The following is a 26,593-nucleotide window of genomic DNA, read 5'->3' on the forward strand; positions in this document are numbered from 1 at the left end:
ATGGAAGGTGAGGGGGTGGGGTATGAGATGGTGAGGTTGCCGCAACCTTACAGTTTAAGATTTCACTTTACTGATGATGATGGCATACCCTATCCCAATACCGAATATGAGGCGATCAATAAGGATACTGGAGAAACCTTGATTGGTGTCACAGATAATGAGGGATTTACAGAGTATTTTTATTCCGATAAACCTAATCAAATTGAAGTTTATTTACATATCTAATGGGAGGCAAAATGACAAATCGCAGTACAACAACTGGCACTACTACCAATTCTGGCGACCGCACAGTGAGACAAAAAATAACCTCCCTTAGACATTTTTATGTTCATTTTAGACGTCCTGAAAAAGCTGGTTATAGTGGCAGCTTTGGTTTTGATTGGTTAAGAGATGAGTATGTGTATGACGAGATTAGGGTTAGGGTTGCCAAAGCCAAAAAAGCCTTATACAAGGGTAATATTCAAAATTTAATCAAAGAGTATACACATTTCAAAGGTCAAAAAATTAGCCACATTAACGAGATCAAAACCTTGAATGCAGAGCCTTATATCCCTGCATGGCTAGCTATTTTTCCCAGTACCAAGCACACTAAACACAATAACGCTTCTTCTAAAATAAACACAGATGGGGTAAAATTATATTTACAGATAGACCAAGACGATAAAGATTCAGCCAAGATTTTAACAGATGACGGTACAGAGTTGACATTTGAGTGCAGTGCAGGCTTAAAAATTAGTCCAGAAAAAATTAACTTAGCTAAATTGATTGAGAAGTCGCCCACCAAAAAAACCTAAGCTCTAGTCATCAGGGTGTCTCATCAAAGAGCTTTTACCGCCACTTAACTAAGACTGCCATAACAATAACAGCAACCGATGTTTATTCAGAACCTGCTTACATTAAAGTTATTGCTCGCAAAAACAACCTTAAAAAGACGGTTGGTCTTTTAATGGTCTACCCCAATGCTATCATACCAAAAGCAGACATACGCATTGTTCATTTTTCTACACGAGCAGGCGTTAGAGAAGTGCCAACACCGCCAGCCTATCAGGATTATTTAAAAAAACGCTCTTTTAATCAAGCTTTGGTTAGAGCAGAAATAAAAGGCATTTCATTCTTTAATCTTGTAGATTATCTAAATGAGTATAACGCAAAAGTTGTCAAAGGCACCATTACTTCTGAAGAAAGAAGAAAGTTGGGAAAAATAAAAGTATTCATTACCAAATACCCCATTGGACAGACAGTTCCCCGATCCAAAGGTGGCGAGCTTAAAAAAGACATTATCGCCCTTTATGAAGAGTTTAGTCAAAAGTATGTACCCAAAGGTGGCATTGAAAATCCAAATAGCAAAATCACTTTTGTTATTTTCACAGATTATTTGGTTCAAAATACAGATCCAGCTACCTCAATTACTTATACCACACTAGGTAGTGCGGCAACTAGAGAACGTGGAATGTTTGAATCTTTGGCTTGTTTGGTGGCAGATTGCCCAATTATTTGGGGGAATGCAGTTGTACTCTTTAATCAAGGCAATACTGATTTATCTACCTTTGCTCATGAGATTGGGCACAGCCTTAGCTTGCCACACACCTTTGAAACACCACCCAACAGTAACCACACTTTTTATCAGGGTTATACAGATAATTTGATGGATTATTCGTATGTGCCTGTGCCAAAAGGCGAACGTGGAGAAAGCAATAAGTTTGCGAAGTATATGTGGTCATTATTTAAATGGCAATGGGAAATTTTAAGAAAAGATAGTAGTATTTCTTATAAGTGATTAGCGTAAGGAGAGAAAAATGGTTAAATGCACAAAAATTTTTTTACTAATACTAAGCTTGATAATTATTTCTTGCAAAGAAATAAACAATTTTCCAAATGTGACAAATCAAAATATCTGTACGGATAAAGAAATATCTACTAGTGTAAAAGTGCCTATACCCATTACACTTACGGATAAGATGAGAGAAAAAGCAAAAGATGGTATTATTTCAGGAAACTTATTGAGAGAAAGAATGGAAAAGTACCATTTTAATACTCTGTTTGAGGATGATGAAATAAATAACAATAGGGTAACATTCGATGGATTCGGCTATTTATACTATCAGTCCAAAGAAAATACAAATTTCATAAGGATGTCAATAAGTGGAAGTATTGGATTGGGTAGCGGTAGAAATAATAATTTTTCAATGAATTATATTGATTATGATTTTGCCAATCATACAATATCGGACAATAAAACTATATTATTCGAACAAGAAAAGAAAGAGCTTATCACTTTGTTAAGCATTGTTATTGATGATCCGTTCAAATCTGAGCAGATTCTATCAGAGTTAGAAAGTATATATCAAGAGAAACTTGATAAAAAAGAATTTTTGGCACAAGATATTGTTGTAGCTAATGTGGAGCATCAAGGCAGATTATTTGAATTAATGGGTATTTATTCTATTAATCCAAAAAATCCTAAATGTCAGGAAAATAGGCTAACCAGTTTTTCGGTTACTTGATGATTGAGTTGCTACCATCTGCACACCTAACCGTCTATTTTTTTAGAGATGGACAAAAACCCTTGATGTCTTTATTTACACAGATGCCAACTGGCGTACAGTCGAGGCAATGGAGATTGCTTGGACATTAGTGGAAAATTTATGATGAATAAATATTAAATCTCTTTCCAAACTAAAAATAAACCCTTATAAGTATTGGGGTTGAGGTTTTTAAAAATCCACAAAAATCGGGGTTTGGAAAGAAGTCTAATCCTTTTATCATCATTTACCCTAACCGCCTGCGACCCATTTAAAGGTCTAAGAGGCTATGGTCAAGAAGCAGGGGCAAATGGTAAATCAAAGAGATTTAAAAATGCTCGAGGTGAGGCGAGGTTTGATTGTCAAAAAGGATTTATACATGCTCATGAAGGAAATAGCTATCCAGAAAAACACGGTCTCCCCCGTGAAATCGGTGGTAACTTTATCTGCGATGGCGACGCCCCCAAACTTCCCAAAGACTGCCAAGGTCGTGAAATCCGTAGTGAGGCAAATTAAATGCCTTTACAACCAAACACCAATTACCCTTAGCTTTAAATGACTTTATTTGTAAAAATGGTGTTCCTACCATTCCTGTTAAAGATTTAGAATACTGGAAACGCCATGAATCTATCATGCCCACCTGCAAAGACAGCCGTGGTCGTAAACGTCCTTGTGTATAATTGTGGTATGATGTTGCCATCATGTAGGGGTTATACAAACCCCCTACACTCACGCTCGTACAGTCAAAAAAGGAGGATTGGGGCGAACGTTTTAACCCAAGTGTGGCTGTATAAATTTTAATAGTAATTGTTGTTATTTTGTTCTAAATGATGTATGATTTTATAGGGTGATTTAGACATCTATTTGATGTGGTCGGGTGGCTTCTTTTGTTTGATTTATTATGAGCATAGCAACGTTGATGATTGGTGAAGTATGGTTAAACGCAAAAATATATTAGGAATATTGGGTTGTGTGCTATGTATGACGACCGCACACGCCAACACTGGGGCATCAGAAGATAAGGCAAGGCAGTATGCTCGCCAAGCCATTTTTGAGAGCTTAGCAGAGGCAGATAGAGAGCTCACCGCAGAGGAGAGACAGGTTGAGGATGAGATTATCAAGGCGTATTTGATTTTGCAAAAGGAGCATGAGCATTCACTGACACAGTTACAAATGGCTCAGACCCCACCAACCACAGACAGTCACAACAATGAACTGCTGGCAAAAAAATTATTAGAACTCAAACAGTCAATGCATGAGTTTTTTTTGGATAGAAATTTTGGCATGGAGCATCGTTCTGCTTTGGTTTATCCTGATGATTCACCCGATAAGACAGCAGTGGATGATGAGACATCAGAAGGTCAGACGAACCAGACCAACCATGAGAATGACAAGACAGATGAAAAATAAGTTAATGTCCCAAAGCTTTACACGCAGTTGGGTTTTACTGCCAAAGATGATGTTGCTAGGACTGCTGACGACATCGACCATCGCAGTGGCTGACCTAGATGATGAATACTTTATTGCCCATCAAGTGGCTCAGTCCCATCAAATCCCAGGTCTTCTAAAAGGCGATACCGAGACTCTGGTCAATGAAGCGCTTGCTGAGCTTATCAAAACCCATAAGCAAAAAGAACTTATCAAACAGTACCATGAGGACAAAGCGACTTCATCCATGCTAAAACAGAGCATGGCAGAGTCGGTATCTTCATCTGAGTTTGACTCTTGGTTGAATGAAAAAATCGCCACCATTTACATGGATTTGTATGATGTGGCACAGCTTAGACAGATGTACAAAGACAGCCGCACCCGAGGCGACGTAGATAAGCCCTCTGATGACATGACGGTTTATTTGTCACAGTACATTCAGTCAAGCCTCTCTTATGAGCATAAAAAAGAACTTCAAGAGCAGTTATTTTTAACAAAACTCAAAGAAACCACCAAAAACATCTTAGACCAACATGCCAAGCCTGATAATCCAGATAAGGATGATGATGAATATTATTAAACGCACAAAAGGTCTGTGGGCTATCTTGCTACCCATGATGGCTCTGTATGGCTGTGCTTCTTTGCCGTCAAGTGATGACAAAGCACCCTCCGAGATTGACGTGATTTTGATGTCTGACGCCGACATCAACGAGGATATATTGGGTGTTGCTTCACCTGTTCGTCTGACATTATTACAGCTAAGTTCTGAGATACAGTTTAGACAACTGCCACATATGATGAGTGATGACAAATCCTATGGCGAGCTTTTGGGTGGAAGCATGCTTGAACAGACTGATGTCACCCTAAGACCTGATGAGCTTTTAGAATTCAAGCTTCCCCTAAATGACAAAACCAAATACCTAGGAGTGGCGACAGCTTATCGTGATGAGTCAAATGATTGGAAGCAATCCCTGCAAAAGCAGGATAAACGCTGGTATCAAGTCAGGGACAATCATTTTTTATACTTGCATGTTCAGCCACAGGGCGTGGTTCAGTTATCCAAACAAGAAGCTTTAAGCAAAATGCTTGCCTTTAAACTCAAAGAGCAGGGCAAGAGCATGGAGGATTTTAAAAAACTCACCAAGCGTGAGCAAGACAAAGCATTAAAAAAACTTGAAAAAGCACTTGAAGAATCCGCACCTGCTGACATGTCAAAGGGTTATTTTTCATCACCCAAGCCAAAGATGGATGCGGTTGATGTCTTAGAGGATGGTAAAACTGCTACGGATAAAGCATTGATGGCGGATTGATGTGATTTTGATATTTCTACAAGAGGTGAGCGTATGATTGATTTTAAGGTTGTTTGGGGAGAGGGTACGTTAATCTCACCTCAGCATTTTCAACAGCAAGAGCGTTATTTTGAGACACTGATTAATAATTTTGCACTCAATAAAAACCATCATTGGGGTTTTAAAAACTTGGATTTTAATGAATCCGCCAAGGAAATGGGTATTTTGGAAGTGGCACAGGTCAGCGGTTTTTTTAAAAATGGCTTGTATTTTGAAGAGACTTCTCAAAGCTGTCCAAGATTAAAGATAGAAATTCCGCCAAACATAGAATCCGAAACCGTGTATTTGGCATGGTCAAATGAGTCTGTATACCAGCAAAACTATGCCATGATTGATGATGCTGATGGTATAAATGCTCAGTATATCCTGCACGGTATTGAGCTGTCAGATGTCACCGAATTAAATTCTGCCAAAAGACAGGTCGTCGTTGCCAATAAAAACTTGCGTTTGGTGTTATCAAGCCAGCTTGGCGATGGCATGATTCACCTGCCTGTTGCCAAGATTTTATCAAGCAACGCTAACGGCGAGTATTTTCTAGACAAGACATTCATTCCGCCATTTTTGAACGTGAACAAAAATGAGATTCTAGCCAACCATCATCAAGAGTTGCATGGCATATTAAAACAGCGTATTCAATCCTTGACCGGGGTTTTGATCAACCCATCTCTAATGACAAGTAATGATGTTAGAGACTTCCTGTTTTTACAGACCCTCAATCGCTATCAGGCTTATATGCACCATACCGCCACATTGCCTGTGATACATCCTTGTGAATTATATGAAAGTTGGTTAAAACTCTATGGTGACCTAAGCACGTTCGAGCCAACCAAAATGAACTTGGCATTGCCGAGTTACCACCATGACAATCTCAAAGAATGTTATGCTGAACTCATGGCGTTGCTAAAACAGGCTCTGTCGATTGTGCTAGAACAAAAAGCCATTCTCATTCCGTTTGAGATGACTGATGAGACGACCCGAGTTGCTATTACACCCGATAAGTCACTGCTTAATAATTGCCGTTTTGTATTGGCGGTGAATGCCAATATCCAGCCGGAGGCATTAAGACAGACGCTGCCAGCGACCATCAAGATCGGCTCTGTTGAAAAAATAAAAGATTTGGTGGCTTATCATCTGCCTGGGGTCAAGGTTAATGCATTGGCAACAGCACCCAGAGAGCTCCCATATTATGCAGGGTTTAGCTACTTTGAGCTTGATAAGACTTCTGAGTTGTGGGCGGATTTGCACCAATCATCAGGCATGGCACTACATCTGGCGGGTGAATTTCCAGAGTTGCAAATTGAATTTTGGGCAATCAAACCTGTTTATTGATTAAACAGACATGATAAGTTAGTTAAGTTGTGATAATAATGTATTTAAACAGGACAAATCATGCAAGCGGTCAGATTTGAAGAAATTGAGACAGGATTATCCAGTCAGCAGAGTGCCTCTATCAGTGCTGATGACAGCAATCCTTTGGTAAAATCAGCCATCCCCTTGTTTGCGATAGCCTCTCAGATGAAGTACTACTATAGCAATCTAGGGAGTGCAGAAGTATTAAAACATCTAAAAGCACAGATTGAGGCTTTTGAAGAGCAGTCTGAGGGCATGGGTGTGCGTTATGAGACGGTTCGTGCTGCCAGATATTGTTTATGCACGCTGCTTGATGAATTTGCCGCCAAGCATGGTTGGGCGGATCAAGAGTGGATGGCAAACAGTCTATTGGTCACGTTTCATAGTGAGACGTGGGGTGGCGAGCAGTTTTTTGCCATGTTGGATAAAATCAAGGCAGAGCCCCAAAAGAATCTTAACTTAATTGAGTTTATGTACTATTGTTTGGTTATTGGGTATATGGGTAAATATCAAGTACTCAATAATGGACAGGTCAGCATTCATAACCTCAAAAAAGAGCTAGAAAAACTCATCGCCAAATACAAGCCATTGCCCTCATCGCCATTGCTCATGGATAGGCCATCAGCAGGCGAGCTAAGCGGTATTAGAAATAAGGTGGTGCCTATTTGGGTGATGGCACTGGCTTTTGGTTTGCTGTTATTGGGGCTTTATAAAATCTTTGATTATCAGCTTACAAACAGAACAGACAGCATCAATCAATCCATACAAGCACTGACCATTCCCGTCAAGCAAGAAACGCCCGTTGCAAGCACACAACCAAGAAGGCTGACACCACTACTCAAAAATGAGATTGAAAGCGGGCTTATTGAGGTCAGTGAGACACCAACAGCAAGCAAGATTACCATCTTGGGTGATGAGCTGTTTGCCTCAGGCTCAGACAAGATAGAAGATAGATTTTTCCCTGTATTGGCAAGTGTGAGCCAAGCCCTAAATATCGTCCATGGTCAGATTATTGTTTCAGGCTATACTGACGATAGACCAATCAGTAGTTCGGCTTACCCCTCTAACTGGCACCTATCACAAGGAAGGGCGGATGCAGTTAAGCAGATTTTGCTCAGATATATTGAAGATGCTTCTCGAGTGCGTTCTGAGGGTAAAGGCGACCAAAATCCTGTACTGCCTAATGATTCTGAATTAAACAGAGCGAAAAATCGCAGAGTAGAAATCATTGTGTATTTGGATGAAGGTTCGCCATTGCTAAAAGATACCGAAGGCACGCAAATTAACACAATACAATAATGGGGTGATAATGAACTTTTTATCGATGATAAATGTTGGGATGCTATGGGGTGGATTTGGGGCGGTATCTCTAATCTCTATGATTTGGTTTGGGGGTGCTTATCTTCAGATAGGTACATGGAAGCCTTTGGAGCCAACTTGGGTAAAAGTCTTGTTAAGTTGCCTTATTGTGCTGGTGGTAATCGGGGTAAATGCCTATAAATGGTATAAACAAAGACAGCTTAACAAACACGTCATGGAAGAGCTAAAAGCTAGCGACCTATCCTCTGATGATAAAGCAGTCAATAAAAACAAAATCACCGAACAGTTCAATTCGGTGGATTTGATTTTGCAAAAACATAATGATACACAAAATAAAAACCTTGTACAAAGACTATTTACGGATAAAAAAGGTTATATCTATCAAAAACCTTGGTTTTTGTTGGTGGGTGCTTCAGGCGTTGGAAAGACCACCTCCATTCTAAATTCGGGGTTGAAATTCCCCATTGGCACTGTGGAGAATACTTCTAGGTTGGCAGGCACACAAGATTGTGACTGGTTTTTGACGGATGATGCGGTACTGATTGATACAGCAGGTAGATTCGTTGAGCAGGACAATCAGTCAAAAAACAGTGGTGACTGGCAGGAGTTGCTCCATCTATTAAAGCGGTGCCGTACCAAACAGCCCATCAATGGACTGGTGTTGATGATTGGGGCGGACGACATCATGAAAAATGATGAACAGTATCTAGAAAGCCAGCTGTCCGAATTTAGAATTAGATTGCAAGAGGTGCAAAACACATTTAACATCAGCTTCCCATTTTATGTGGTCATTAATAAAATTGACCTCATCACTGGTTTTGGGCAGTATTTTAATTATCTTACCGAAGAGGATAGAAATAAGGTATTTGGTATTACTTTGGATGTTTTGTCCGATAATTCGGCAGAAAAGATAAATATCATCACCAAAAAATTAGACGACATCGCAGAATCCATTGAGTTAAATATATTTAACAGTGTGGCATATAACAATCAGCAGAATGAACCATCGGATTTAGCATTGTCTTTTGCCTCAGAATTTGCTGACTTTACCACACACCTAAAAAGCTATCTCAAAAAACTCCTAAATCTGTCAAAATATGATGCCATGCTTCATTTGGGCGGGGTTTATTTTACCAGTTCTGCTCAGCAGGAAATGGGGGAAATGGCTCATGCCAATCCCAAATACCAACTGCAATCCAAATACATCCAAGACAATAACGGCTTAATGTTTGGTTCGAAGCCTTATTTTATTAATCATTTTTACCATTTTGTTTTGATGGAGGCGTCCAATTTGGCAGGGACGGATGCTTCTTGGCTCAAGAAGCAAAGAATGGTTTATTGGGGGTTGTGCTTGTTATTGTCGGCATTAACCATTGCGTGTGCGGTGATTTTTATCAAGGCTTTCTTCAAGAACTCAGCGTATCTTGATAAGGTGGAGAAAAACACCCAAGAGGCTCATGCCATGTCAAGCTCGGTGGATGGTGGTAATGCCTTGGCAGTACTTGATTTTGCCAACAAAGTTAGGGTTATCCCCAATCGTGACATATCAGCAGAGCTAACCCAAAAAAGTTTTTTGGGCGATGTTGGTCTAAATGATTATGACAGGATTTATGCCACCTCACAACAAAAATATCGTTCGCTTGTTGAGGAGAGTTTGAACGAACTCATCTCCACCACCATCAAAGATAAGCTCAAAAATAACACCGCCCAAGGCTCTTTGGCGGGACTATATCAAAATCTAAAAGCCTATCTCATGCTTTATGATAATAAGCATTATGATGGCAAATTTATCGCCGGATGGGTGCAATCCAACTTACCTAATGAAGCATTTGAGTCAAACGCTGATAACTTTGAGCAGTTAAAGCAAATCTTGATTGACAAAAAAATCACGCCAAACGACCCCCAAGATTTGGCGATGATAAATAAAGCCCGAGAGATGTTGGCAGGGCAGGATATTGGTAATGTGGTCTATGCCGATTTGATAGGATATACCCAAACTCTTGACACCAAAGGCATGCCGTCCGTATCTTTTGTGTCCATGGGCGGTTCTGCTACGCAAAGCTTATTTCGCAGGGTAAGTGGCAAGACATTGAATTCTCCCATGCCAGTACTGTACACAAAATATGGCTATCAGAATCTGTTTTTGCCTTATGTCAATACTCGCCTAGATAATTTTTATAATACAGAAAATTGGGTCATGCCAAACAATGCTTTTTTTGCCTCAAAAGAGCAGGTGTTGTCAGATATTTATCAAAAATACACCAATGATTATATCACCTATTGGCAACAGTACATTGCAGACATTAGGATGTTAGAACCAAAAAATTTACAACAAACCATCGTCATGTCAAAGCAATTATCAGAAAAAAACTCCTCTTTGGCAGGTATCATCCGTGGTATTTATGATAATACCAACCTTGTGGAGGAGGTTACCAAGCCGACACCTGATGTTGCCAATGATGCTACGGCGAACACAGGTCAGGAAGTCAAGCAGGGCAAGGAAGCTGTGATGCAGGCCAAAAAGACCGCCAAGACCAACGAAACTTCTGCTCAGATGAGAGGCTATCTGCAGGATGTGGCAACTCATTTTTCTCAATTTCATGTATTAGTCCAAAGCAGTGAAGGCATGCCATCTCAGTTGGATGAAATTGCCAAATCAATCAATGACCTGTATGTGTATTTGGTGGCATTGCAGATGAGTATGCAAAACAATGATGCACTGATGCCTGATAACAAACCGGTCATTAACTATCAGGCTCAGGTCAGTCGTCTGCCTGACCCGTTTAGACCCATGTTAGACCAATTTGTGGGGCAGATATCCCAAACGAGCAAAGACTATCAGCAAACCTATAAAGACGAGCAAGCACAAGCCGTCATCGAAGAGCAAAAAAAAACGGTGCTGTCCATCGCTGAACAACAAGATGCTCATGTCAGGCAAGGCTGTGAAAGCTTAATCGCTGGAAAGTATCCTTTTGACAAATCAGCCTCTCAAGAGGTATCGCTTCAAGAATTTGCTAAAGTATTTGGCTCAGAGGGTTTGTTCATGCAGACATTGCAGAGTAATATTTTGGTGAATGAGCGACTAAGCACCCCTTTTTTGTCGCTACTTGAAGGTTCCGATAGGCATAAACATTACCAAAACGCCCAAAAAATTAATACAAAATTTTTGGCGGGCTCCAAAAACCCTGCATTGGATTTTACGATGAAAATCATGGCGATGGATAAAGACATTAAAGAGCTGTCCGTAAGTTATGATGGTACGCAGACCACCTATTATCATGGACCTCAAAAAAGCATCAAACTCTCCTGGCCATCAACGCAAAAAAGCATGACTCTAAAAGCCATGGATTTTAACAATCAAAGCCATGGCTTGGAAGTAAAAGGTGATTGGTCTGTGTTTAGATTGATGGATAAGGCAAGTCGGATTATTAATACCAAAGATAACAAAGGGGTGATTGCAACCTTTGAATTGGATAAACATGAAGTGCATATTGAGTTTAAGTCTATCTCTGGCACAAATCCTTTTTTGCTTGGTGAGTTAAAGGGGTTTGTATGTTAGTGTCATTTTATGGTAAATTGCCTCACCATGCTGAGTTCCTAACATCAAATAACCCACCATTATGGTCTAAGACCATCACCAGCTGGATGATTCAAGGGCACGGTCAGCTTGGTGAGATGATTTTAAAGCAAAATCACAAAAGACCAAGCGTGTATTTTTTTATGATAGACGGTCATGACTTACCAGTTCAGATTTCAGGTATTTTTTTGGCGAGTCATGACAGCAGACACAGGGAGTTCGCCTTTGTGTTGTTTCATGAATATGAAAAGCAGTCGTTAATGTTGATTAGGGATGGTTGTCAAGATGCCATTAGGCAGGCGAGTTTCGACATTTCGTTGCTTGCAGATATGAATAATGGTGAGCTGTTGGATGGCTATGAAGATTTTTTGCAAAGAACTGAAGTGCCATTAAACGAAGGTGTCTGGCAGAGTGCCTGCTGTACCCCAGAGCGTTTGAGTTCCACACAGTTAAATAGTACACTTTATCGTAAATTAATCATGAGTTCTTAGGAGGATTGGATGGATGACTTTTTGGCACCATTGCACGATGAGCAGGTAGCAGGGCATAATATCGAGTATGATGACGATTTTTTAAACTTGATGAGCCTACTACAAGACAAGCCAGAGCAACAATATGGCGATTTGGTGGTTGAAGCTGGAATCAAGGACTGGCGTGCTATTTATGAGTCTTGTCATCAGATTTTACTGCATAAGAGTAAAGATTTGCTTGTCATGAGTTATTTTACTCAAAGTGGTATTGTACTAAATGGGCTTATGGGATTAAAAGAAGGGTTGTTTATCATTAAGGGCAATCTTGAGAAATATTGGGAGGATGTCTTTCCAAAGCTTGTTGATGAAGATGGTGATTACGACCCTGATTTTCGGGTAAATGCACTGTCTTTGTTCTTCGCTCCTGATGGTATCTTAAAAGACCTAAGAAATGCCCCTTTGGTCAAAAATGGGTTGTCAGGAAAGTTTCATACGGTAAAAGAGATAGAGGCTTTCTTGGAGAGCTATGATGAGTCACTATATGCTGGAGGCATTCAAAGGCTAGTCATTGATTTGTCTGTTGCCTCTGATGATGGGCACTCGCCCATAAGCCAGCTAAAAGAGGCAGGCGTGCTCATATCGGCAATCAAGGCATTATTTGAAAAATATGAGATAAGTGGTCTAAAATTTGAGCCTACCGAGCAGTTGATTCAAAAGATTTTGGATTTACTAAGCCAATCAGGAGAGTCTGGTTTGGAGCGACAAGATGTCACACCAACCAAGATGACTGACATAAAAACAGCAGAATCTGTCATGCCTGTGATGAATTGGGCGAGCTATTCTGTGAATTCAAGAGAGGATGTGCAATTATTGCTTGAAAAGATTCATGTGTATTTTGAAAAGCACGAACCTTCACATCCTGCGCCATTATTTATCAGACGCATTCAAAAATTGATGAATCTTAATTTTTATGAAATAATGAAAGACATCAGTCCAGAATCATTAGATAGATTGGAAAATTTGGTGGGGCAACCCTTGTCTAATGATGATGAATTTAATTAAAACCTAAGTCAAACCCATAGGAGATGACATGAGTAGTAAATCCGCTCAGAAATTTATTGCCAAAAACCGCTCGCCTCGTGTTCAGATTGAGTATGATGTGGAGGTGTATGGCACCGAAAAAAAGATAGAATTGCCCTTTGTGATGGGTGTGTTTGCTGACTTGGCAGGCAAAAGCAAGCAGGAGTTGCCAAGCATTGCCGATAGAGCATTCATGGAGATTGATGCGGACAATTTTGACGACCGAATGAAATCAATCAAGCCTAGAGTTGCTTTTAATGTAGATAATAGATTAGAAGAGGATGGGACTCAGCTCGGTATTGAAATGGAATTTGAAAAAATGGAGGATTTCTCACCAGAGCAAATCGCACAAAAAATTGACCCATTAAAGCAACTCTTGGATGCAAGAACAGAGTTGTCAAATCTACTTTCCTATATGGATGGTAAGGCGGGGGCAGAAGATTTGATTGATAAGATTCTATCTGACAATGAGCTACTTCAATCTTTGGCAACTTTGCCAAAAAACGCCACATCAGAAGATAATAATTCCTAAGGAGGCGTCATGACTACGCAACACGAACATCAAACGCATACCCAGACTCAGACCGTTTTTGATAACGACTTTGAGGCTTTGGTCAATAAAGAATTCAAACCCAAATCCAAGCAAGCAGAAGATGCGGTTCAAGGTGCGCTAAAAACATTGGCTCGCCAAGCACTGGGTAACACTGTCAAGCACTCATCGGACACTTATCAAACCATCCAAGCAATCATCGCTCAGATTGATAAAAAGCTATCCGACCAAATCAATGAGATTATCCATCACGAAGAATTTAAGCAAATGGAGAGTGCTTGGCGTGGGCTACATCATTTGGTCAATAACACCGAGACCAATCACCTGCTTAAAATCAAGGTTATGCCTTTAACCAAAAAAGAACTCGCTCGCAACCTCAAGAAGTTTAAAGGGGTGATGTGGGATCAAAGCCCAATATTCAAAAAAATCTATGAAGAGGAATACGGGCAGTTTGGTGGCGAGCCCTTTGGTTGCTTAGTGGGGGATTATTATTTTGACCACAGTCCACAAGACATTGAAATCTTGACGGAGGTTGCTAAGATATCCTCTGCTTCTCACTGCCCGTTTATTACGGGTGCTAATCCAAGCCTTATGCAGATGGATTCTTGGGAGGAGTTATCAAACCCAAGAGACATCACCAAAATATTCCAAAACACAGAATATGCAGCATGGAGAAACTTGAGAGCCAGTGATGATGCTAGGTATTTGGGGTTGGCATTACCTAGATTTATGGTGAGAGCACCTTATAGTAGTGCCAGTAACCCTGTTGATGAGTTTCACTTTGAAGAGCAGGTATCAGACCATGAAGGGTATGCATGGGCAAATGCCGCTTATGCCATGGCAGTCAATATCAACCGCTCATTTAGCGAGTATGGTTGGTGTACTTCTATCCGTGGTGTTGAATCTGGCGGTACGGTGGAAAACCTACCAACTCACACCTTTGAGACTGATGATGGTGGTGTGGACTTAAAATGCCCAACCGAGACTGCCATTAGCGACCGCAGAGAGGCGGAGTTGTCTGCCAACGGATTGATGCCACTTGTTTATCGTAAAAACTCTAATTTGGCCGCCTTTATCGGGGCACAGTCTCTACAAGAACCAACCCAATATCATGATGCAGACGCCACAGCCAATGCCAAGCTCTCTGCCAGATTGCCTTATCTGTTTGCTTGCTGTCGTTTTGCTCACTACCTAAAATGTATCGTGCGTGATAAAGTTGGTTCTTTCCGTGAACGTGAAGACATGGAGCGTTGGCTCAATGATTGGATTATGAACTATGTGGATGGCGATCCGGTCAACTCATCCCAGGAGACCAAAGCCAAGAAACCTCTGGCGGCAGCCGAAGTGATCGTAGAAGAAGTGGCGGACAACCCAGGGTTTTATACCTCCAAGTTTTTCTTGCGTCCGCACTATCAGCTTGAGGGATTGACAGTGTCCTTGCGATTGGTGTCAAAACTACCTTCGCTAAGAAAGGATTGATGAGTATCTAGCAACCCTGCTTTGGGGTTGCTATTTTGTTTTTGTGTGAGTGAAATAAATCATGACTGTGCGTTACTACATCCTAGAGGGTGACACCACCACCGTAGGCGGTGTCGTCCAAAAAACCACCAATACCCTATCTTTTAAAGTCTATGGTAAAGAACAAAGCTATATCGGCGATGATGTTTGGTGTCCTGCTTGTCAATCCATGGGTAAGATTGCACCAGACCAAGGCAGACTCTCCACCAAAGTAAATGGACGAATGCCCGCCCTAAATGACGACCTATGTCTATGCAAATGCACTCCACCGCCAAAGCTGGTGAATTCGCAGACGAGTTTTAAGGAGGTGATTGAGAATAATAGCAATCGCACAATAAATAATGAGGCATTGATCCAAAAAGATAATTTTATTATAGATGATAATTATCAGTTGCAATTTCAGTGCATTGATAGTGTAAGTGGTTCCCCAATTTTTGGTATTTATTATATTGCTGTATCTAATACCGGTACTATCTTAAAAGGATTGACTGATAAATGTGGTTTAACAGAAGTGTTAACTAAGGACAAAGAAGAAACTTTTGAGATACATTTTTTTGAAGAGGTGATATTGTGAGTGAAAAAAATTTTACTGTTAGAATTAAAGTTACATCAAAATCCGAAAAAATTAGAAAAATGCTGAAATATAGATTGGTGTTTTTTAAAAAATCTAAGTCTTATAACGGTGTATTTGATGATAATGGCTGTAGTAAGGTGTATAATGCAGATTATTTTGATATTGTTTGGTTTGAAATATATATAGGTAATGATTTGATAGATAAAATATTTGTTATGCCAACAATGAATGGGAAATATAATGATAATGCTTATGAAGTAAAAGTAAAGTATGGAGAAATTTCTATGAACAAAACCATCATTTCTGTTGGGTATAATAAGCCTATAGCACCAACTACATCATTAAAAAAAGTTTCATTTTGTGAAGCATTGGATTTATTTATAAAAAATAGAAGTATTTGGACTTTTGATAACCCTCCGGATTTTTACAGCAATGAAATAGGTGATGAACAATCCTATATTAGGAGTTTGGGTATTCACCCTAATACGACAGACGGGGTTGATTTACAGTATTTCTTGGTGCAGTATAGATATAGAAGAACAGTGGATCCTTTTACTGGATTTTTAGCTTGGAGTTTTCTTACTGGTTACATTTATATTGGTAGTGTTTTTTCCGCATATCATAGCAAATCTGGAGTGGACGGATACTTTAAAGATATTTTAAATGATTTTTCTGGAAATAATGCTGGTCATGATGCCGCTGTGTACGGTTTAGAAAATTACAAGGAGAGATTGTGTGATTAGAAAAACCAAAGTAGAGAAAATTGCGGATAAATTAATTATTTTGATATTTTTAATTGTATTTATTTTGATGCTATATATAATATTTGAACCTTATCTCATTGTAAATAATTTAGGTGATAATATGCATACAGCTATAGATAGATTGGGACATCCAGATCTAATATATGATAAAAATGATTGTCTGGTTTTATCTATGGTTAGCTGTGATGATTTTGATAAAAATAATATACATAGTATTGCCATTTGGTATTACGGCATTGAAAGTAATATTGTTGTTGGTTTTGATAAAAGAGAAATTATTGTATACAAAGGAGTGGTGGATAATATATATAAGTGACTATATTTTATGATAAATTCTTAGATTGTATTAAGAATTCATTATTGAAATTCTTATAATGAAATGTTTGGAAGAAGACTATTTATTTAAATCCATTTGAAAGTATTTGGTATTAAGGTGTAAAAAAATAAATTGTTAAAATTGTTTAATAGTTTTATGAAGGATTATTTTAGTCTTGTGTATCAGATTGCATAAATAAATTATCTTTATTACAGATAAAATATAAAGCGAATTTTAACTTAGAAACAAGACAGACTTTCCACTAAAGTAAACGGCAAACGCTAGCCCTGCATGACGACCTATGTCTATGTAAATGCACTCCATCGCCAAAGCTGGTGAATTCGCAGACGAGTTTTAGGGAAGTGGTTGATGATGGCTATAACACTCAGCCCAAGAATCACAAGGAAAAGAGTGGTTCAAAAATTTTTGATAAACGCATTAAGTTCGACTTTGGAGAAATAAATAATGATATTACCCCATTTTTGAGATATAGATTAAAGATAGATGGTATAACATACGAAGGAGAGCTTGATGATGAAGGTAATACAGATATTTTCTATAGCGATATAGAAACAGAAATTACGGATTTAGAGCTGTTTTTCTCGCAAGATGGAGACAACTAAATGGGCATACCAATCAATAAAAGTGGTGACAAGCTAATCATTAACATACCAAGCAGAGATTTAACGGCAGAAGAAATAGCCTTGGCAAGATTAATATTTGGTGAAACCATTAAGTATCAAGCAGTTAAAGTATTTAAGGTTGATTACCTACCTAATCAACAAGAAGAAACCATCGTAACACCCAATGGCAATTTATATCCAGCAAAAAAGGTATATAGAGAAAATTATGCTCTTGATAGCGATAGCATGAAGCACTTATTCATCCATGAGATGGCTCATGTCTGGCAAAGCCGTAAGGGCATGTGGGTGCGTTTGATAGGTGCTAAAATACATACTTGTGCTCGTCTTAATGACACTAACCCTTATTTATACAACATTCACCAAACATTTGGAAGCAAGGTGATTAAAATGCAAACTTCTCAGAATAAATCGGTCTCTAATATTGTGACAATTAAGTCCAAGTTGTCAGATTACAACATGGAATCTCAGGCAGAAATCATAGCTGATTACTGGGCATTGAAATTTAAAAGAAACCCCGACTTAATGATAACAAAAAATTTTGAAACTAATGTCAGGGCTAGAAATTTGGATGCAGTGATTCGACTTTATGAAGAAAAAGTAAAGCAAGCAATTGGCGCTTAGGACTGGTATGATGGAAAGGGTAGAAAAATTCATAAAGGCAATTGCTGTTTTTATGTTATGTTTTTTTGTTATGGTGATTGGTTTGATGTTATGGATAAGTCATATCATGTCTCAAGACAAAGACCTTGTCAAAAATAATTCATTAAAAAATGCAATTATTGAGCAAAACGATTTAGTCTTTGAGATTCAGGAAGGTTATGCAAGTGGTCTTGATATTGGTTATGATAGCCAAACCGTTTATTCGCAAGGCTTGGGGAAAAAAGTATCAAAATTAACCATTGAAAATTACCCCTCCATGATTCATGATAAAAAAATTTATCATTTTATGTTATATCAATATGAGCTTGGGGGTCATGGATTTTCTGGATTTGATTTTTGCATTAATAACAAAAAAGTTTTTTATGGGAAAAACATAAAAAACTGTTTAAAAGATGATGGTCTTGATTGATTTTAATAAATCTAGCAATAATCTACGGCTGTTAAAGTAAATGGCTTGGTCTGCCCTAAATGACGACCTATGTCTATGTAAATGTAATCCACCGCCAAAGCTTGTGCATTCGCAGATGAGTTTTAAAGAAAAAGTCAGTTCGCAGGGCATGGCAATAAGTGCTATTCAACTAAAAGAAAGTCCAACTCAAACACCCAGCACCTATAGCACCTCAGTACGCTTTGTAGATGATGATGGCTATCCTTATGCTAATGTCTCATATACCGCCAAAAACAAAAAGACAGGTAAGATACATTCAGGCAGAACGGATGAAAATGGTCAAACCCCACACTTTTTTACAGATTCACCTGATGATTATGAAATTAAACTGGACTTGGACTGGCAAAATAAGGAGATGAATAATGAGTGATAAAACTACCTGCACCTCTGCTGGTACTGGCACACCAGTTATCACTCAAACCATTTGCAATAGACCGTTTATCGCACACGAGCACGGCATTGGCGACCAGTTAGATCCTTTTGCTTGGAATGTAATTGAAGGGCGTTAAGGGAGAGGCTGGAGGGTAGAGAGGTTCCTGACCAGGGCTTATCCTCTTTGTGTGGTCCTGCTGTATTTTTTTATTTTTTACTATTAGTGGATAAAAATACCTACAAAAGTCTTGTTTGGAGTCTGTGGTACCATGGTGTAGCAAACATCAAATCAATACAACTTAAACCATCGAACGCAACCAAACATCCTACCAGCTATTTTAAAGCCAATAATGAACCCAAAATATTAGGACTGGATTGGATGACTTTAGCTAGTTTAAGAGATACCTTTAATAAAAGAATACGCTACAAATCGCCCGATGATGAGACTGCAGGAATAACCCTTCCTCATGAATTAATAGGTTGGTTGGAAAAAATTGGCTTTAAGCACATTGAAACATATGAATTAGACACTTTGGCAAATTATATTCAATTAAATGCTTATTTCACCAAGCAAGATTATTATGTTATCTCTTTAATCAATACAGAATTACTACAAAAAGGCAATTCTGCCTTTGGTGTCATTCCAGAGCATTGGGTAGTATGGACAAGTTTATTGCGAAGTGGAAAAAATGCCATTGATTTAAATACTAAATTGACAGACATAGTGCACTTGACGGTATTTTCTTGGGGCAAGAACAATTGGTCTATTCAGTCAAATTTGCCACTTAATAAATTTATGCTCTACCATAAAACCGCTTTTATTGTAAAAAGGGTATGACATGAAAAAGACAGCGTTATGGCAAAATATGGCATTATGGGAGAAAGTGGCATTGTGGTTTTTGGCAACCATAGTATTTTTGATTGTTTTTTTTAATTATTATGTTTAAAGTCTCATCGCATTTTGCTAATCGTCCACATTTTGTAACCCAAGAATTACCCAAAGCACATCTCAATCAACCTTATTATGCAAAAATTGAGATAGAAGCCGCCATTATAGAGGAAACGGTTGACATACAAGTTTCAAATGAAGATATTATGGTAGAGCCGAAAGTGTATGAAAGCCATAAAGACATATATAATAAACCTGTTTATAGAACAGATTACTCAAACTTAACTATTACAGGCACTCCGTCTGAACTAAAACCAATTACCATCAAATTAACAGGGAGTACTTATGGCAGTATGTTTGTTGGCAAAGAATTTGAAAAAACATATACTATTGAAGTGTTGGAATAGGCGGATAAAATATACCTCAACTCATGTAAAATTAAAAATTTTCATTATTTGTATTTAAGAATTTTGATATAAGAAGATAGCTTGCAAAGCGACTCTTCGGTTAGAGCATAAGCGTTTTGTGTTAATGCTATGATTGTCAAAAATACTAACAAAGATTTAAACATATGATTGACCTTTTTGGATGCTTTTGTCGTTTTGGATGATGTCCCATTGCCATTTAAAAAGTGAGCATAATCATCGCTCTGACATTCTCTTAATATCCATCCAATAAATTCCAGTATTGACATCTTTATCATGCCCCTGTAATCTACCGTGAAAATTAATAATAATATCGTCATAAATATATTGGGAGCCGATATAACACCAATAATCATGACATTCTTGCTTGGTTTGACTTAAAAAATCACGATTTAGTTTATAAAAAATAGCCTCAGCCTCTTTCTCGTTATCGGTAGCAATCTTAATTAAGGTAATAACTCTGTCTTTTTCAAAATCAAATATTAGATGCTCCTCAGGGTCTTTATCATAAAACAATGAAAACTCCTGCGGAATACGACCGCCACTATTTACCACCTTTGAGTGTTCAAAATATCCAAGAAAAAAGTATCGTAGCCCAACACTAAAAGGGATATCAGGTGACACATAATGCTCATCAAAATAATAATTTGAACCGCTTATCAAGCGATAGTCAATAAACTTTTTATCATCGTATTTTTCAATGCGTTCTACAAGCTCCAAATCAGTTAAAAATATAGGGAGATAACGACCAGCGTAACTTATTTGTGAATAAACACAGAGCACAAAAACACATAATAGATGGACATATTTCATCAGATTGCTCCTATTCAAGATTGTTGTCATTGTTCATAATATCCCAATGGTGTTTAAAAAGAGACCATTGAGTGCCTTTGTGTGGATTAATATCGCCATTTTCGGTATGTTCATAGTCCATGATATTGTCGGTATAACCCCATGAAAATCTCAATCCTGTCTCATCTCTAAAAGTATGCGACAATCCAAAGCTGTGTCCCAGTTCGTGTAAAATCGTCCGATTTTTACCCATAAAAACCATTGTGTCTTTATTAATATCTATAGTCAGCAATAAAAAAAATATCGATACTATGCCGATTTTTTGGGTAGTTTTGTAAAATATTGCTTTCGTTGATTTTGCCACGCAAATCAATGTCTTTATCTTCGTATTGTATCGTTACGGATATGGGGCAATATTGTTTGCATTCAGGCAAATCCTTTAGTTTCTCATATCTTTCTAGATAAGTCGAGTATAGTTCCTCAAACAATTTTTCAGCTTTTTGTCTATCATCTGTGATGGTACTGATAAGAATAATCATCTTTTCTTTATCTGAGTTGGTCATAATATTGACTTTATTTGGATCGTGTCTGTCCATCCATAATCGCCAATCTGCTTCGTCTGTATAACTCAGTCCCAACTCTAATCTAAGAAGCTCTACCTTATTATTGAATAAAATAAATTCATCAGGAAAGTTATAATGAAATTGACCAGTTGTTTTATCATAAGTCTTAGAATATTTTACAAATTTTAGCGTATCATATTTATCAAGACGCTGTGCCATTTGTTCATTGGTTAGCATGACCTGATAATAACCGCCACTAGCAAGACAAATGGTTGTATTAAAAACTAATAAAGTTCCAATAAAGAATTTTAACAAGTTCATTTATTTTTCTCCTGTAAAGTAATGATATTATTATCATTATAGATAATATCCCATTGGTATTTATTAAGTGTAATGCCTGAGTTATAATCCATAAGATTGTCTGTGTGGGATTCTTGCAATACAAAATGATTTGGTTCCTTATGGTTAAAACTATGTTCCAACCCCAAACTATGTCCCAGCTCATGTAAAATCGTCCGAGTTTCATCATGGGCATTATAAATATTTCTGTAGATAATGACATGATTACCCCAATAATTGCAGTTTCTTGTGATTTTACATTGACGTTTTGCATATTCATCAGGCTCTTTTCTGTCAGCCATACCCAATGTTAATTTATCATTTTCTGCTACAACATAATTGGTTAAAATAAGATAGGTGACATTTTCATAATTACCCGTTTCATACTGAATGATATTTAGAGATTTTAATAGTTTAATAGCATCATCAAAGGCTTTTCTACTACTATCTCCATTCAAAGGAGTCAAATTGACATTTTTCACATCATTCACTGCCTGTTGATATTTTTTGGTAAAATCATCAATTTCCTGTCGTTGCTGTAACTGGTGGCTACTGATGGTGGTGATTGTGTCTTTACCGTCTTTATCTTTGTGAAAAATTTGCTTATTTATTAAATTAATGCCAATACTTTCTTTGACTTCTGCTATAATACCTACTTGGCTAAAAAGTTTGCTTTGAATGGCATTTGGATAATCTTGTGGATAAGCATTTGTAGCAGAAAATGGATGAGCTACCAATTCAATGGGTTGTATCGTGACTTTTCTTCTTTTTGCATTTGGGTATACACACAGCAGTCCGACTCGTTTTTCTATTCCATTCTTTTTGGCAAACACTTCTATGGTGCCAAGTTGGCTTAAAGCACTGGTACAAGTAACAGTAATCATGGGGTAATTGCTCTTGTAATAAATAATGGTCTTGGTTACAGATGTCGGCACATCCCCTGATGTATACACGGTTTTTTTTGTTGATAGGCTGACTGCTCCATAATAAGATTGACGCTTTCTTTGGTCATATTGGACAACACATCGCTCATTGTCAAAGTGGGTGTATCTACCATCAGTCCATCACTGCATCTAAATATCAGCAACGTCTCATCATCTGTCAAGGGTGTGTCTTGGTCTGACTGCTCAAAATACAAGTGTAGATCTACACTACTAAGACCTGTTTTTGATTGATTGCTTGGTGAAAATAAGTTTAACCAAGCAGGTGTATATTCATTGGGTCTGCCATATTGAATAATCTCTGATAAATTGACTAACTCTTTTCTTTGGTAGCTACGGTATTCTTCCGTCAAATCTTCTATTGCACCGAAATATACCTTTTTGCTTTTATCGGTACCATAAAGATACTCATCACGGAGCCAATCAAACCCATATCCTCCTTGATAATCATCAGGTCTTCTAAAATGCGCAGTAAAGTTTGGCAATTCATCGTTAGTCTTGGTGCTGGTTAGATTGTTTTGTAATTTTGCTTGGCGATACTGTGCTTGTGCTTGGCGATATTGGGCAAGCCTATTATCATCAATAATCTCTTTAAAACTTGTCTGAGAATGGATAAGTTTTGGTGGTGGATTACATTTGCATAGACACAAATCATCATTTAAAGCAGGCATTGCCCCACCGAGTGAAAAAGATAATCTTGGACCTGTTGGTACAATTTTGCCCATTGATTGACAAGCAGGACACCAAACATCATCGCCGATACAGCTTTGTTTTTTACCGCTGACATTAAAGATAGTAGGATTGGTGGTTGTTTGGACAATACCACCAGCAGTGGTGGTATCGCTCTCTAGGATGTAGTAACGAGTTAGGGGCATGGGATATCCTCATGTTGAGTGTGTCTATCAATGGTAAGTTTAAATTCATTATCAACAACGGTCAATGTCATGTTTCTTATGGGGTTGGGATTGCCGATAGATAAAAGTATCTCATGACTTATCATGGGCAGGATTTGATTGGTGATGATGGCATCAATCATACGACCGCCTGACTCTATTTCTTGACAGCGGTTGGTGATGAGGGTGATGACGGCATCATCATGGCTTAGTGTGATGTTATGATTGTCCTGCATGCGTTTGATGACTTTGTTTAGTTGTAGGGTGATGATGTGTGACATCATCTTGTGATTGAGTGGGTAGTAGGGAATGTTTTGGATTCTACCCAAAAGTGCTGCCGGAAAAGTCTGCAATAGAGGCTCTCTTAATGCCGTAGCCAGTCCTTCTATATCGGGTTTTAGAAGCTCGTCTTGACATAAAGTCAGGGTAAGCTCTGAGCCGACATTGGTGGTTAGGATGATGATGGTATTTTTGAAGTCAATATAGCGACCCTCGCCATCTTCCATAAATCCTTTATCAAAGACCTGAAAGAAAATCTCGTGAACATCGGGATGAGCCTTTTCTATCTCATCTAGCAGGACAACACTATAAGGACGTCTGCGAACGGCTTCAGTCAGCACACCACCTTCACCATAGCCGACATACCCTGGAGGGGCACCTTTAAGCGTGGAGACGGTATGAGGTTCTTGGTATTCACTCATGTTGATGGTGATGAGGTTTTGTTCACCGCCATACATAATGTCTGCCAGTGCAAGGGCGGTTTCGGTTTTGCCTACGCCAGAGGGTCCTGTTAGCATAAAGACACCAATCGGTTTGTTGGGGTTGTCTAGATTGGTTCTGGCGGTCTGTATGCGTTTGGCTATCATATCAGTTGCATGAGGCTGACCGATGATTCGTTGGTTGAGCGTTTCTGATAAATGAAGGATTTTTTGCACTTCGTCATCCATCATTTTGCCAACTGGAATGCCTGTCCATTCAGCAATGATTTGAGCGATGAGATGAGAATCTACCACAGGATGAACCAACGTCTCTTGTTTTTGTATGGTCTGAAGTTTTGTGATAAGTGCTTGTTGCTCTGCTTTGAGGGCATTTATTTCCTCTGGTTTATCATCATCCGATGAGGCTATGGATGCTCTGATTGCATGAAGTGCCTCGACAAGTTGTTTTTGGTCTTGATATTGTGCATTGATAACATCTAACTCTGACTGTATGGCTTGGATTTGTTGCTGTTTTTGTGCAATGACATCGCCATCGGTTAGGTAGCCTGATTCTTGTTGTTTTTGAAGCTGGTGAATCTGCTGTTCGATGGATTTTATGCTTTCTTCTTTGGTGGTGATAGACAGAGGGGTGCTGTTTAAGCTGACGGCAACCCTAGCACAAGCGGTATCAAGAATGCTAATAGCTTTGTCTGGCAATTGTCGTGCAGGAATATAGCGAGCTGAGAATTTGACAGCAGTTTGCACGGCATCGTCTAAGATGAGTACCTGATGATGGGATTCTAGTCTGTCCACTAAGCCTCTTAGCATATCGGTTGCCACTTCTTGGTTGGGTTCTGGCACTTGAATGACTTGAAATCTTCGGGTAAGTGCGGGGTCTTTTTCAAAATATTTTTTGTATTCTGACCATGTGGTTGCACCAATGGTGCGAAGCTCGCCTCTTGCCAAAGCGGGTTTTAAAAGATTGGCGGCATCACCTGTACCTGCGGCACCACCAGCACCCACCAATGTATGAATCTCATCAATGAACAAGATGATGGGCTTGGGACTTTGGTTAACTTCTTTGATAACTGCTTTTAGGCGATTTTCAAACTCACCAGAGACACTTGCCCCTGCCTTGAGTGCACCGATATCAAGTAAGATGATTTCAACTTCTCTTAGGTGGTTTGGCACATCGCCTTGAGCAATTTTTAGGGCAAGACCTTCAACGACAGCGGTCTTTCCTACACCAGCCTCACCAGTCAATAATGGGTTGTTTTGCTTTTTGCGAGAGAGTATATCCACCATTTGGCGGATTTCGTTATCCCTGCCTGTAACAGGGTCTAACTTCTCTTGTCGTGCCTGCTCGGTAAGATTGGTACCAAAACGTGCCAAGGCGGATTGCCCCGTTGGGTCATTGGGTGACAAGGAGACTTCCTGAGCTGTGGGTTTTTCAATGGAATGTTGGCATATTTGGTCGTAGTCGCCATACAGCTTTTGAGTATTGATTTTGCCAAATTCGGAACTGATTCTAAGAAGTTGGTGTTTAAACTGGTTGGATTCTAACAGTGTGTAAATAAGATGACCTGTGGTGATGTGTGTTTGATTAAACTTTAAAGAGGTGTACAGCCATGATTCTTCAATGAGTGCCATGATGTCATCAGAGAAGTCACTGACCTGTTCATAGCCTGTTTTTAGGGTTTTTAAGTGGTTTGCAATGTCGCTTATTAGATAGTCATGATTTAGTTCAAAATGACTCTCTATAAATCTCAAGTCTGTATCATTCATTTGTAGAAGCTGATATATCCAGTGAGAGAGCTCGACATGGCGATTTTCACGCAACTTGGCAAACATAAAAGCACTTTCAAGGCTCTTATATAGTGATGTATTTAGTTTGGCAAATAAAGCAGAGCGGTTGATTTGAGACATATCGGTTCCTTGTTTGGTGGTTTAAAAGCAATATCATAACAAAATATCTAACCAAAAGTCCACGACTAAATCATGATTGTGGTAGATGAGAAAATGATGAAGGTTTGTTGTGATTAGACTTCTGCCAGTACGGAGGATGTTCCATCATCATTTAAAGAATAGATAAGGCATACACTACTTTAAAA

The 26,593-nt window shown here is 38.7% G+C and carries 31 protein-coding genes; 25 read left to right on the forward strand and 6 right to left on the reverse strand.

Features of this window, described 5'->3' with window-relative positions; all coding sequences use genetic code 11:
• The 25 genes from IM753_RS03420 to IM753_RS03540 all read left to right on the forward strand — a co-directional run.
• Positions 1–225 (forward strand): hypothetical protein (locus tag IM753_RS03420; RefSeq protein ID WP_255518629.1); only part of this gene is annotated, 225 nt, incomplete at its 5' end.
• 11 nt (positions 226–236) lie between these two features.
• The gene (locus IM753_RS03425; protein WP_194108681.1) at positions 237–794 is read left to right on the forward strand and encodes a hypothetical protein; all 558 of its coding nucleotides are present in this window, start codon (positions 237–239) and stop codon (positions 792–794) included.
• A gap of 152 nt (positions 795–946) precedes the next feature.
• A complete protein-coding gene (locus tag IM753_RS03430; protein ID WP_194108682.1) occupies positions 947–1,777 on the forward strand; it encodes a hypothetical protein in 831 nt (276 codons plus the stop codon).
• 19 nt (positions 1,778–1,796) lie between these two features.
• Positions 1,797–2,504, forward strand: a complete 708-nt coding sequence (locus IM753_RS03435) for a hypothetical protein (RefSeq protein ID WP_194108683.1) — start codon at positions 1,797–1,799, stop codon at positions 2,502–2,504.
• A 234-nt stretch (positions 2,505–2,738) separates the two neighbouring features.
• A complete protein-coding gene (locus IM753_RS03440) occupies positions 2,739–3,038 on the forward strand; it encodes a hypothetical protein (RefSeq protein WP_156065131.1) in 300 nt (99 codons plus the stop codon).
• 465 nt (positions 3,039–3,503) lie between these two features.
• Positions 3,504–3,932: a hypothetical protein gene (locus tag IM753_RS03445; RefSeq protein WP_194108684.1), complete on the forward strand. Its 429-nt coding sequence runs from the start codon at positions 3,504–3,506 to the stop codon at positions 3,930–3,932.
• Positions 3,922–4,530 carry a hypothetical protein gene (locus IM753_RS03450; RefSeq protein WP_062498958.1) on the forward strand — a complete coding sequence of 203 codons (609 nt, stop codon included), beginning with the start codon at positions 3,922–3,924 and terminating at the stop codon, positions 4,528–4,530. Before IM753_RS03445 ends, IM753_RS03450 begins: the two co-directional genes overlap by 11 nt.
• Positions 4,517–5,260, forward strand: coding sequence for a type VI secretion system lipoprotein TssJ (gene tssJ / locus IM753_RS03455; protein ID WP_194108685.1), 744 nt, complete (start codon positions 4,517–4,519; stop codon positions 5,258–5,260). The genes IM753_RS03450 and tssJ overlap by 14 nt, the downstream gene beginning before the upstream one ends.
• Before the next feature lie 33 nt (positions 5,261–5,293).
• A complete protein-coding gene (tssK, locus tag IM753_RS03460) occupies positions 5,294–6,628 on the forward strand; it encodes a type VI secretion system baseplate subunit TssK (protein ID WP_065256163.1) in 1,335 nt (444 codons plus the stop codon).
• 60 nt (positions 6,629–6,688) lie between these two features.
• Positions 6,689–7,948: a type VI secretion system protein TssL, long form gene (tssL, locus tag IM753_RS03465; protein WP_065256164.1), complete on the forward strand. Its 1,260-nt coding sequence runs from the start codon at positions 6,689–6,691 to the stop codon at positions 7,946–7,948.
• A gap of 79 nt (positions 7,949–8,027) precedes the next feature.
• Positions 8,028–11,528: a type VI secretion system membrane subunit TssM gene (tssM, locus tag IM753_RS03470; RefSeq protein ID WP_255518631.1), complete on the forward strand. Its 3,501-nt coding sequence runs from the start codon at positions 8,028–8,030 to the stop codon at positions 11,526–11,528.
• Positions 11,522–12,037, forward strand: a complete 516-nt coding sequence (locus IM753_RS03475; protein WP_065256166.1) for a TagF domain-containing protein — start codon at positions 11,522–11,524, stop codon at positions 12,035–12,037. The genes tssM and IM753_RS03475 overlap by 7 nt, the downstream gene beginning before the upstream one ends.
• A gap of 9 nt (positions 12,038–12,046) precedes the next feature.
• Entirely contained in the window at positions 12,047–13,078 is a 1,032-nt protein-coding gene (gene tssA / locus IM753_RS03480) for a type VI secretion system protein TssA (protein WP_065256167.1), read from the forward strand.
• Between the two features lie 28 nt (positions 13,079–13,106).
• Positions 13,107–13,628, forward strand: coding sequence for a type VI secretion system contractile sheath small subunit (gene tssB, locus IM753_RS03485; protein WP_065256168.1), 522 nt, complete (start codon positions 13,107–13,109; stop codon positions 13,626–13,628).
• A gap of 9 nt (positions 13,629–13,637) precedes the next feature.
• Positions 13,638–15,125, forward strand: coding sequence for a type VI secretion system contractile sheath large subunit (tssC, locus tag IM753_RS03490; RefSeq protein ID WP_065256169.1), 1,488 nt, complete (start codon positions 13,638–13,640; stop codon positions 15,123–15,125).
• Positions 15,126–15,186: 61 nt separating this feature from the next.
• Positions 15,187–15,738, forward strand: coding sequence for a PAAR domain-containing protein (locus IM753_RS13220; RefSeq protein ID WP_065256170.1), 552 nt, complete (start codon positions 15,187–15,189; stop codon positions 15,736–15,738).
• The gene (locus tag IM753_RS03500) at positions 15,735–16,481 is read left to right on the forward strand and encodes a hypothetical protein (RefSeq protein ID WP_065256171.1); all 747 of its coding nucleotides are present in this window, start codon (positions 15,735–15,737) and stop codon (positions 16,479–16,481) included. Before IM753_RS13220 ends, IM753_RS03500 begins: the two co-directional genes overlap by 4 nt.
• Positions 16,474–16,818: a hypothetical protein gene (locus IM753_RS03505; protein WP_062498971.1), complete on the forward strand. Its 345-nt coding sequence runs from the start codon at positions 16,474–16,476 to the stop codon at positions 16,816–16,818. The genes IM753_RS03500 and IM753_RS03505 overlap by 8 nt, the downstream gene beginning before the upstream one ends.
• A gap of 362 nt (positions 16,819–17,180) precedes the next feature.
• A complete protein-coding gene (locus IM753_RS03510) occupies positions 17,181–17,441 on the forward strand; it encodes a hypothetical protein (protein WP_065256172.1) in 261 nt (86 codons plus the stop codon).
• Entirely contained in the window at positions 17,442–18,083 is a 642-nt protein-coding gene (locus tag IM753_RS03515; protein WP_062498967.1) for a hypothetical protein, read from the forward strand.
• Between the two features lie 7 nt (positions 18,084–18,090).
• The gene (locus tag IM753_RS03520; protein WP_143821943.1) at positions 18,091–18,531 is read left to right on the forward strand and encodes a hypothetical protein; all 441 of its coding nucleotides are present in this window, start codon (positions 18,091–18,093) and stop codon (positions 18,529–18,531) included.
• Positions 18,532–18,571: 40 nt separating this feature from the next.
• Entirely contained in the window at positions 18,572–18,940 is a 369-nt protein-coding gene (locus tag IM753_RS03525) for a hypothetical protein (RefSeq protein ID WP_065256173.1), read from the forward strand.
• Positions 18,933–19,079, forward strand: coding sequence for a hypothetical protein (locus IM753_RS03530; RefSeq protein ID WP_156065133.1), 147 nt, complete (start codon positions 18,933–18,935; stop codon positions 19,077–19,079). Before IM753_RS03525 ends, IM753_RS03530 begins: the two co-directional genes overlap by 8 nt.
• Positions 19,080–19,321: 242 nt before the next feature.
• Positions 19,322–19,780 carry a hypothetical protein gene (locus IM753_RS03535; RefSeq protein WP_065256174.1) on the forward strand — a complete coding sequence of 153 codons (459 nt, stop codon included), beginning with the start codon at positions 19,322–19,324 and terminating at the stop codon, positions 19,778–19,780.
• A gap of 101 nt (positions 19,781–19,881) precedes the next feature.
• A complete protein-coding gene (locus IM753_RS03540; protein WP_065256175.1) occupies positions 19,882–20,238 on the forward strand; it encodes a hypothetical protein in 357 nt (118 codons plus the stop codon).
• Positions 20,239–20,472: 234 nt separating this feature from the next.
• On the opposite strand, the gene IM753_RS03545 is transcribed toward IM753_RS03540, so the two are convergent.
• From IM753_RS03545 to tssH, 6 genes are read right to left on the reverse strand one after another with little or no spacing between them, the layout of a single operon-like run.
• Positions 20,473–21,069 (reverse strand): hypothetical protein, encoded by a 597-nt coding sequence (locus IM753_RS03545; RefSeq protein WP_194108686.1) that lies wholly within the window; start codon positions 21,067–21,069, stop codon positions 20,473–20,475.
• Positions 21,070–21,079: 10 nt separating this feature from the next.
• On the reverse strand, positions 21,080–21,301 hold the full coding sequence (locus IM753_RS03550) for a M43 family zinc metalloprotease (protein WP_156065135.1): 222 nt from the start codon (positions 21,299–21,301) through the stop codon (positions 21,080–21,082).
• 19 nt (positions 21,302–21,320) lie between these two features.
• The gene (locus IM753_RS03555) at positions 21,321–21,932 is read right to left on the reverse strand and encodes a hypothetical protein (protein WP_065256179.1); all 612 of its coding nucleotides are present in this window, start codon (positions 21,930–21,932) and stop codon (positions 21,321–21,323) included.
• Positions 21,929–22,834: a hypothetical protein gene (locus tag IM753_RS03560; RefSeq protein WP_194092888.1), complete on the reverse strand. Its 906-nt coding sequence runs from the start codon at positions 22,832–22,834 to the stop codon at positions 21,929–21,931. The genes IM753_RS03555 and IM753_RS03560 overlap by 4 nt, the downstream gene beginning before the upstream one ends.
• 35 nt (positions 22,835–22,869) lie before the next feature.
• The gene (locus IM753_RS03565) at positions 22,870–23,766 is read right to left on the reverse strand and encodes a PAAR domain-containing protein (RefSeq protein WP_194092887.1); all 897 of its coding nucleotides are present in this window, start codon (positions 23,764–23,766) and stop codon (positions 22,870–22,872) included.
• Positions 23,757–26,408: a type VI secretion system ATPase TssH gene (gene tssH, locus IM753_RS03570; protein WP_065256181.1), complete on the reverse strand. Its 2,652-nt coding sequence runs from the start codon at positions 26,406–26,408 to the stop codon at positions 23,757–23,759. The genes IM753_RS03565 and tssH overlap by 10 nt, the downstream gene beginning before the upstream one ends.
• Positions 26,409–26,593 lie beyond the last annotated feature (185 nt).

The organism is Moraxella sp. K127 (assembly GCF_015223095.1).
Classification (GTDB): Bacteria; Pseudomonadota; Gammaproteobacteria; order Pseudomonadales; family Moraxellaceae; genus Moraxella.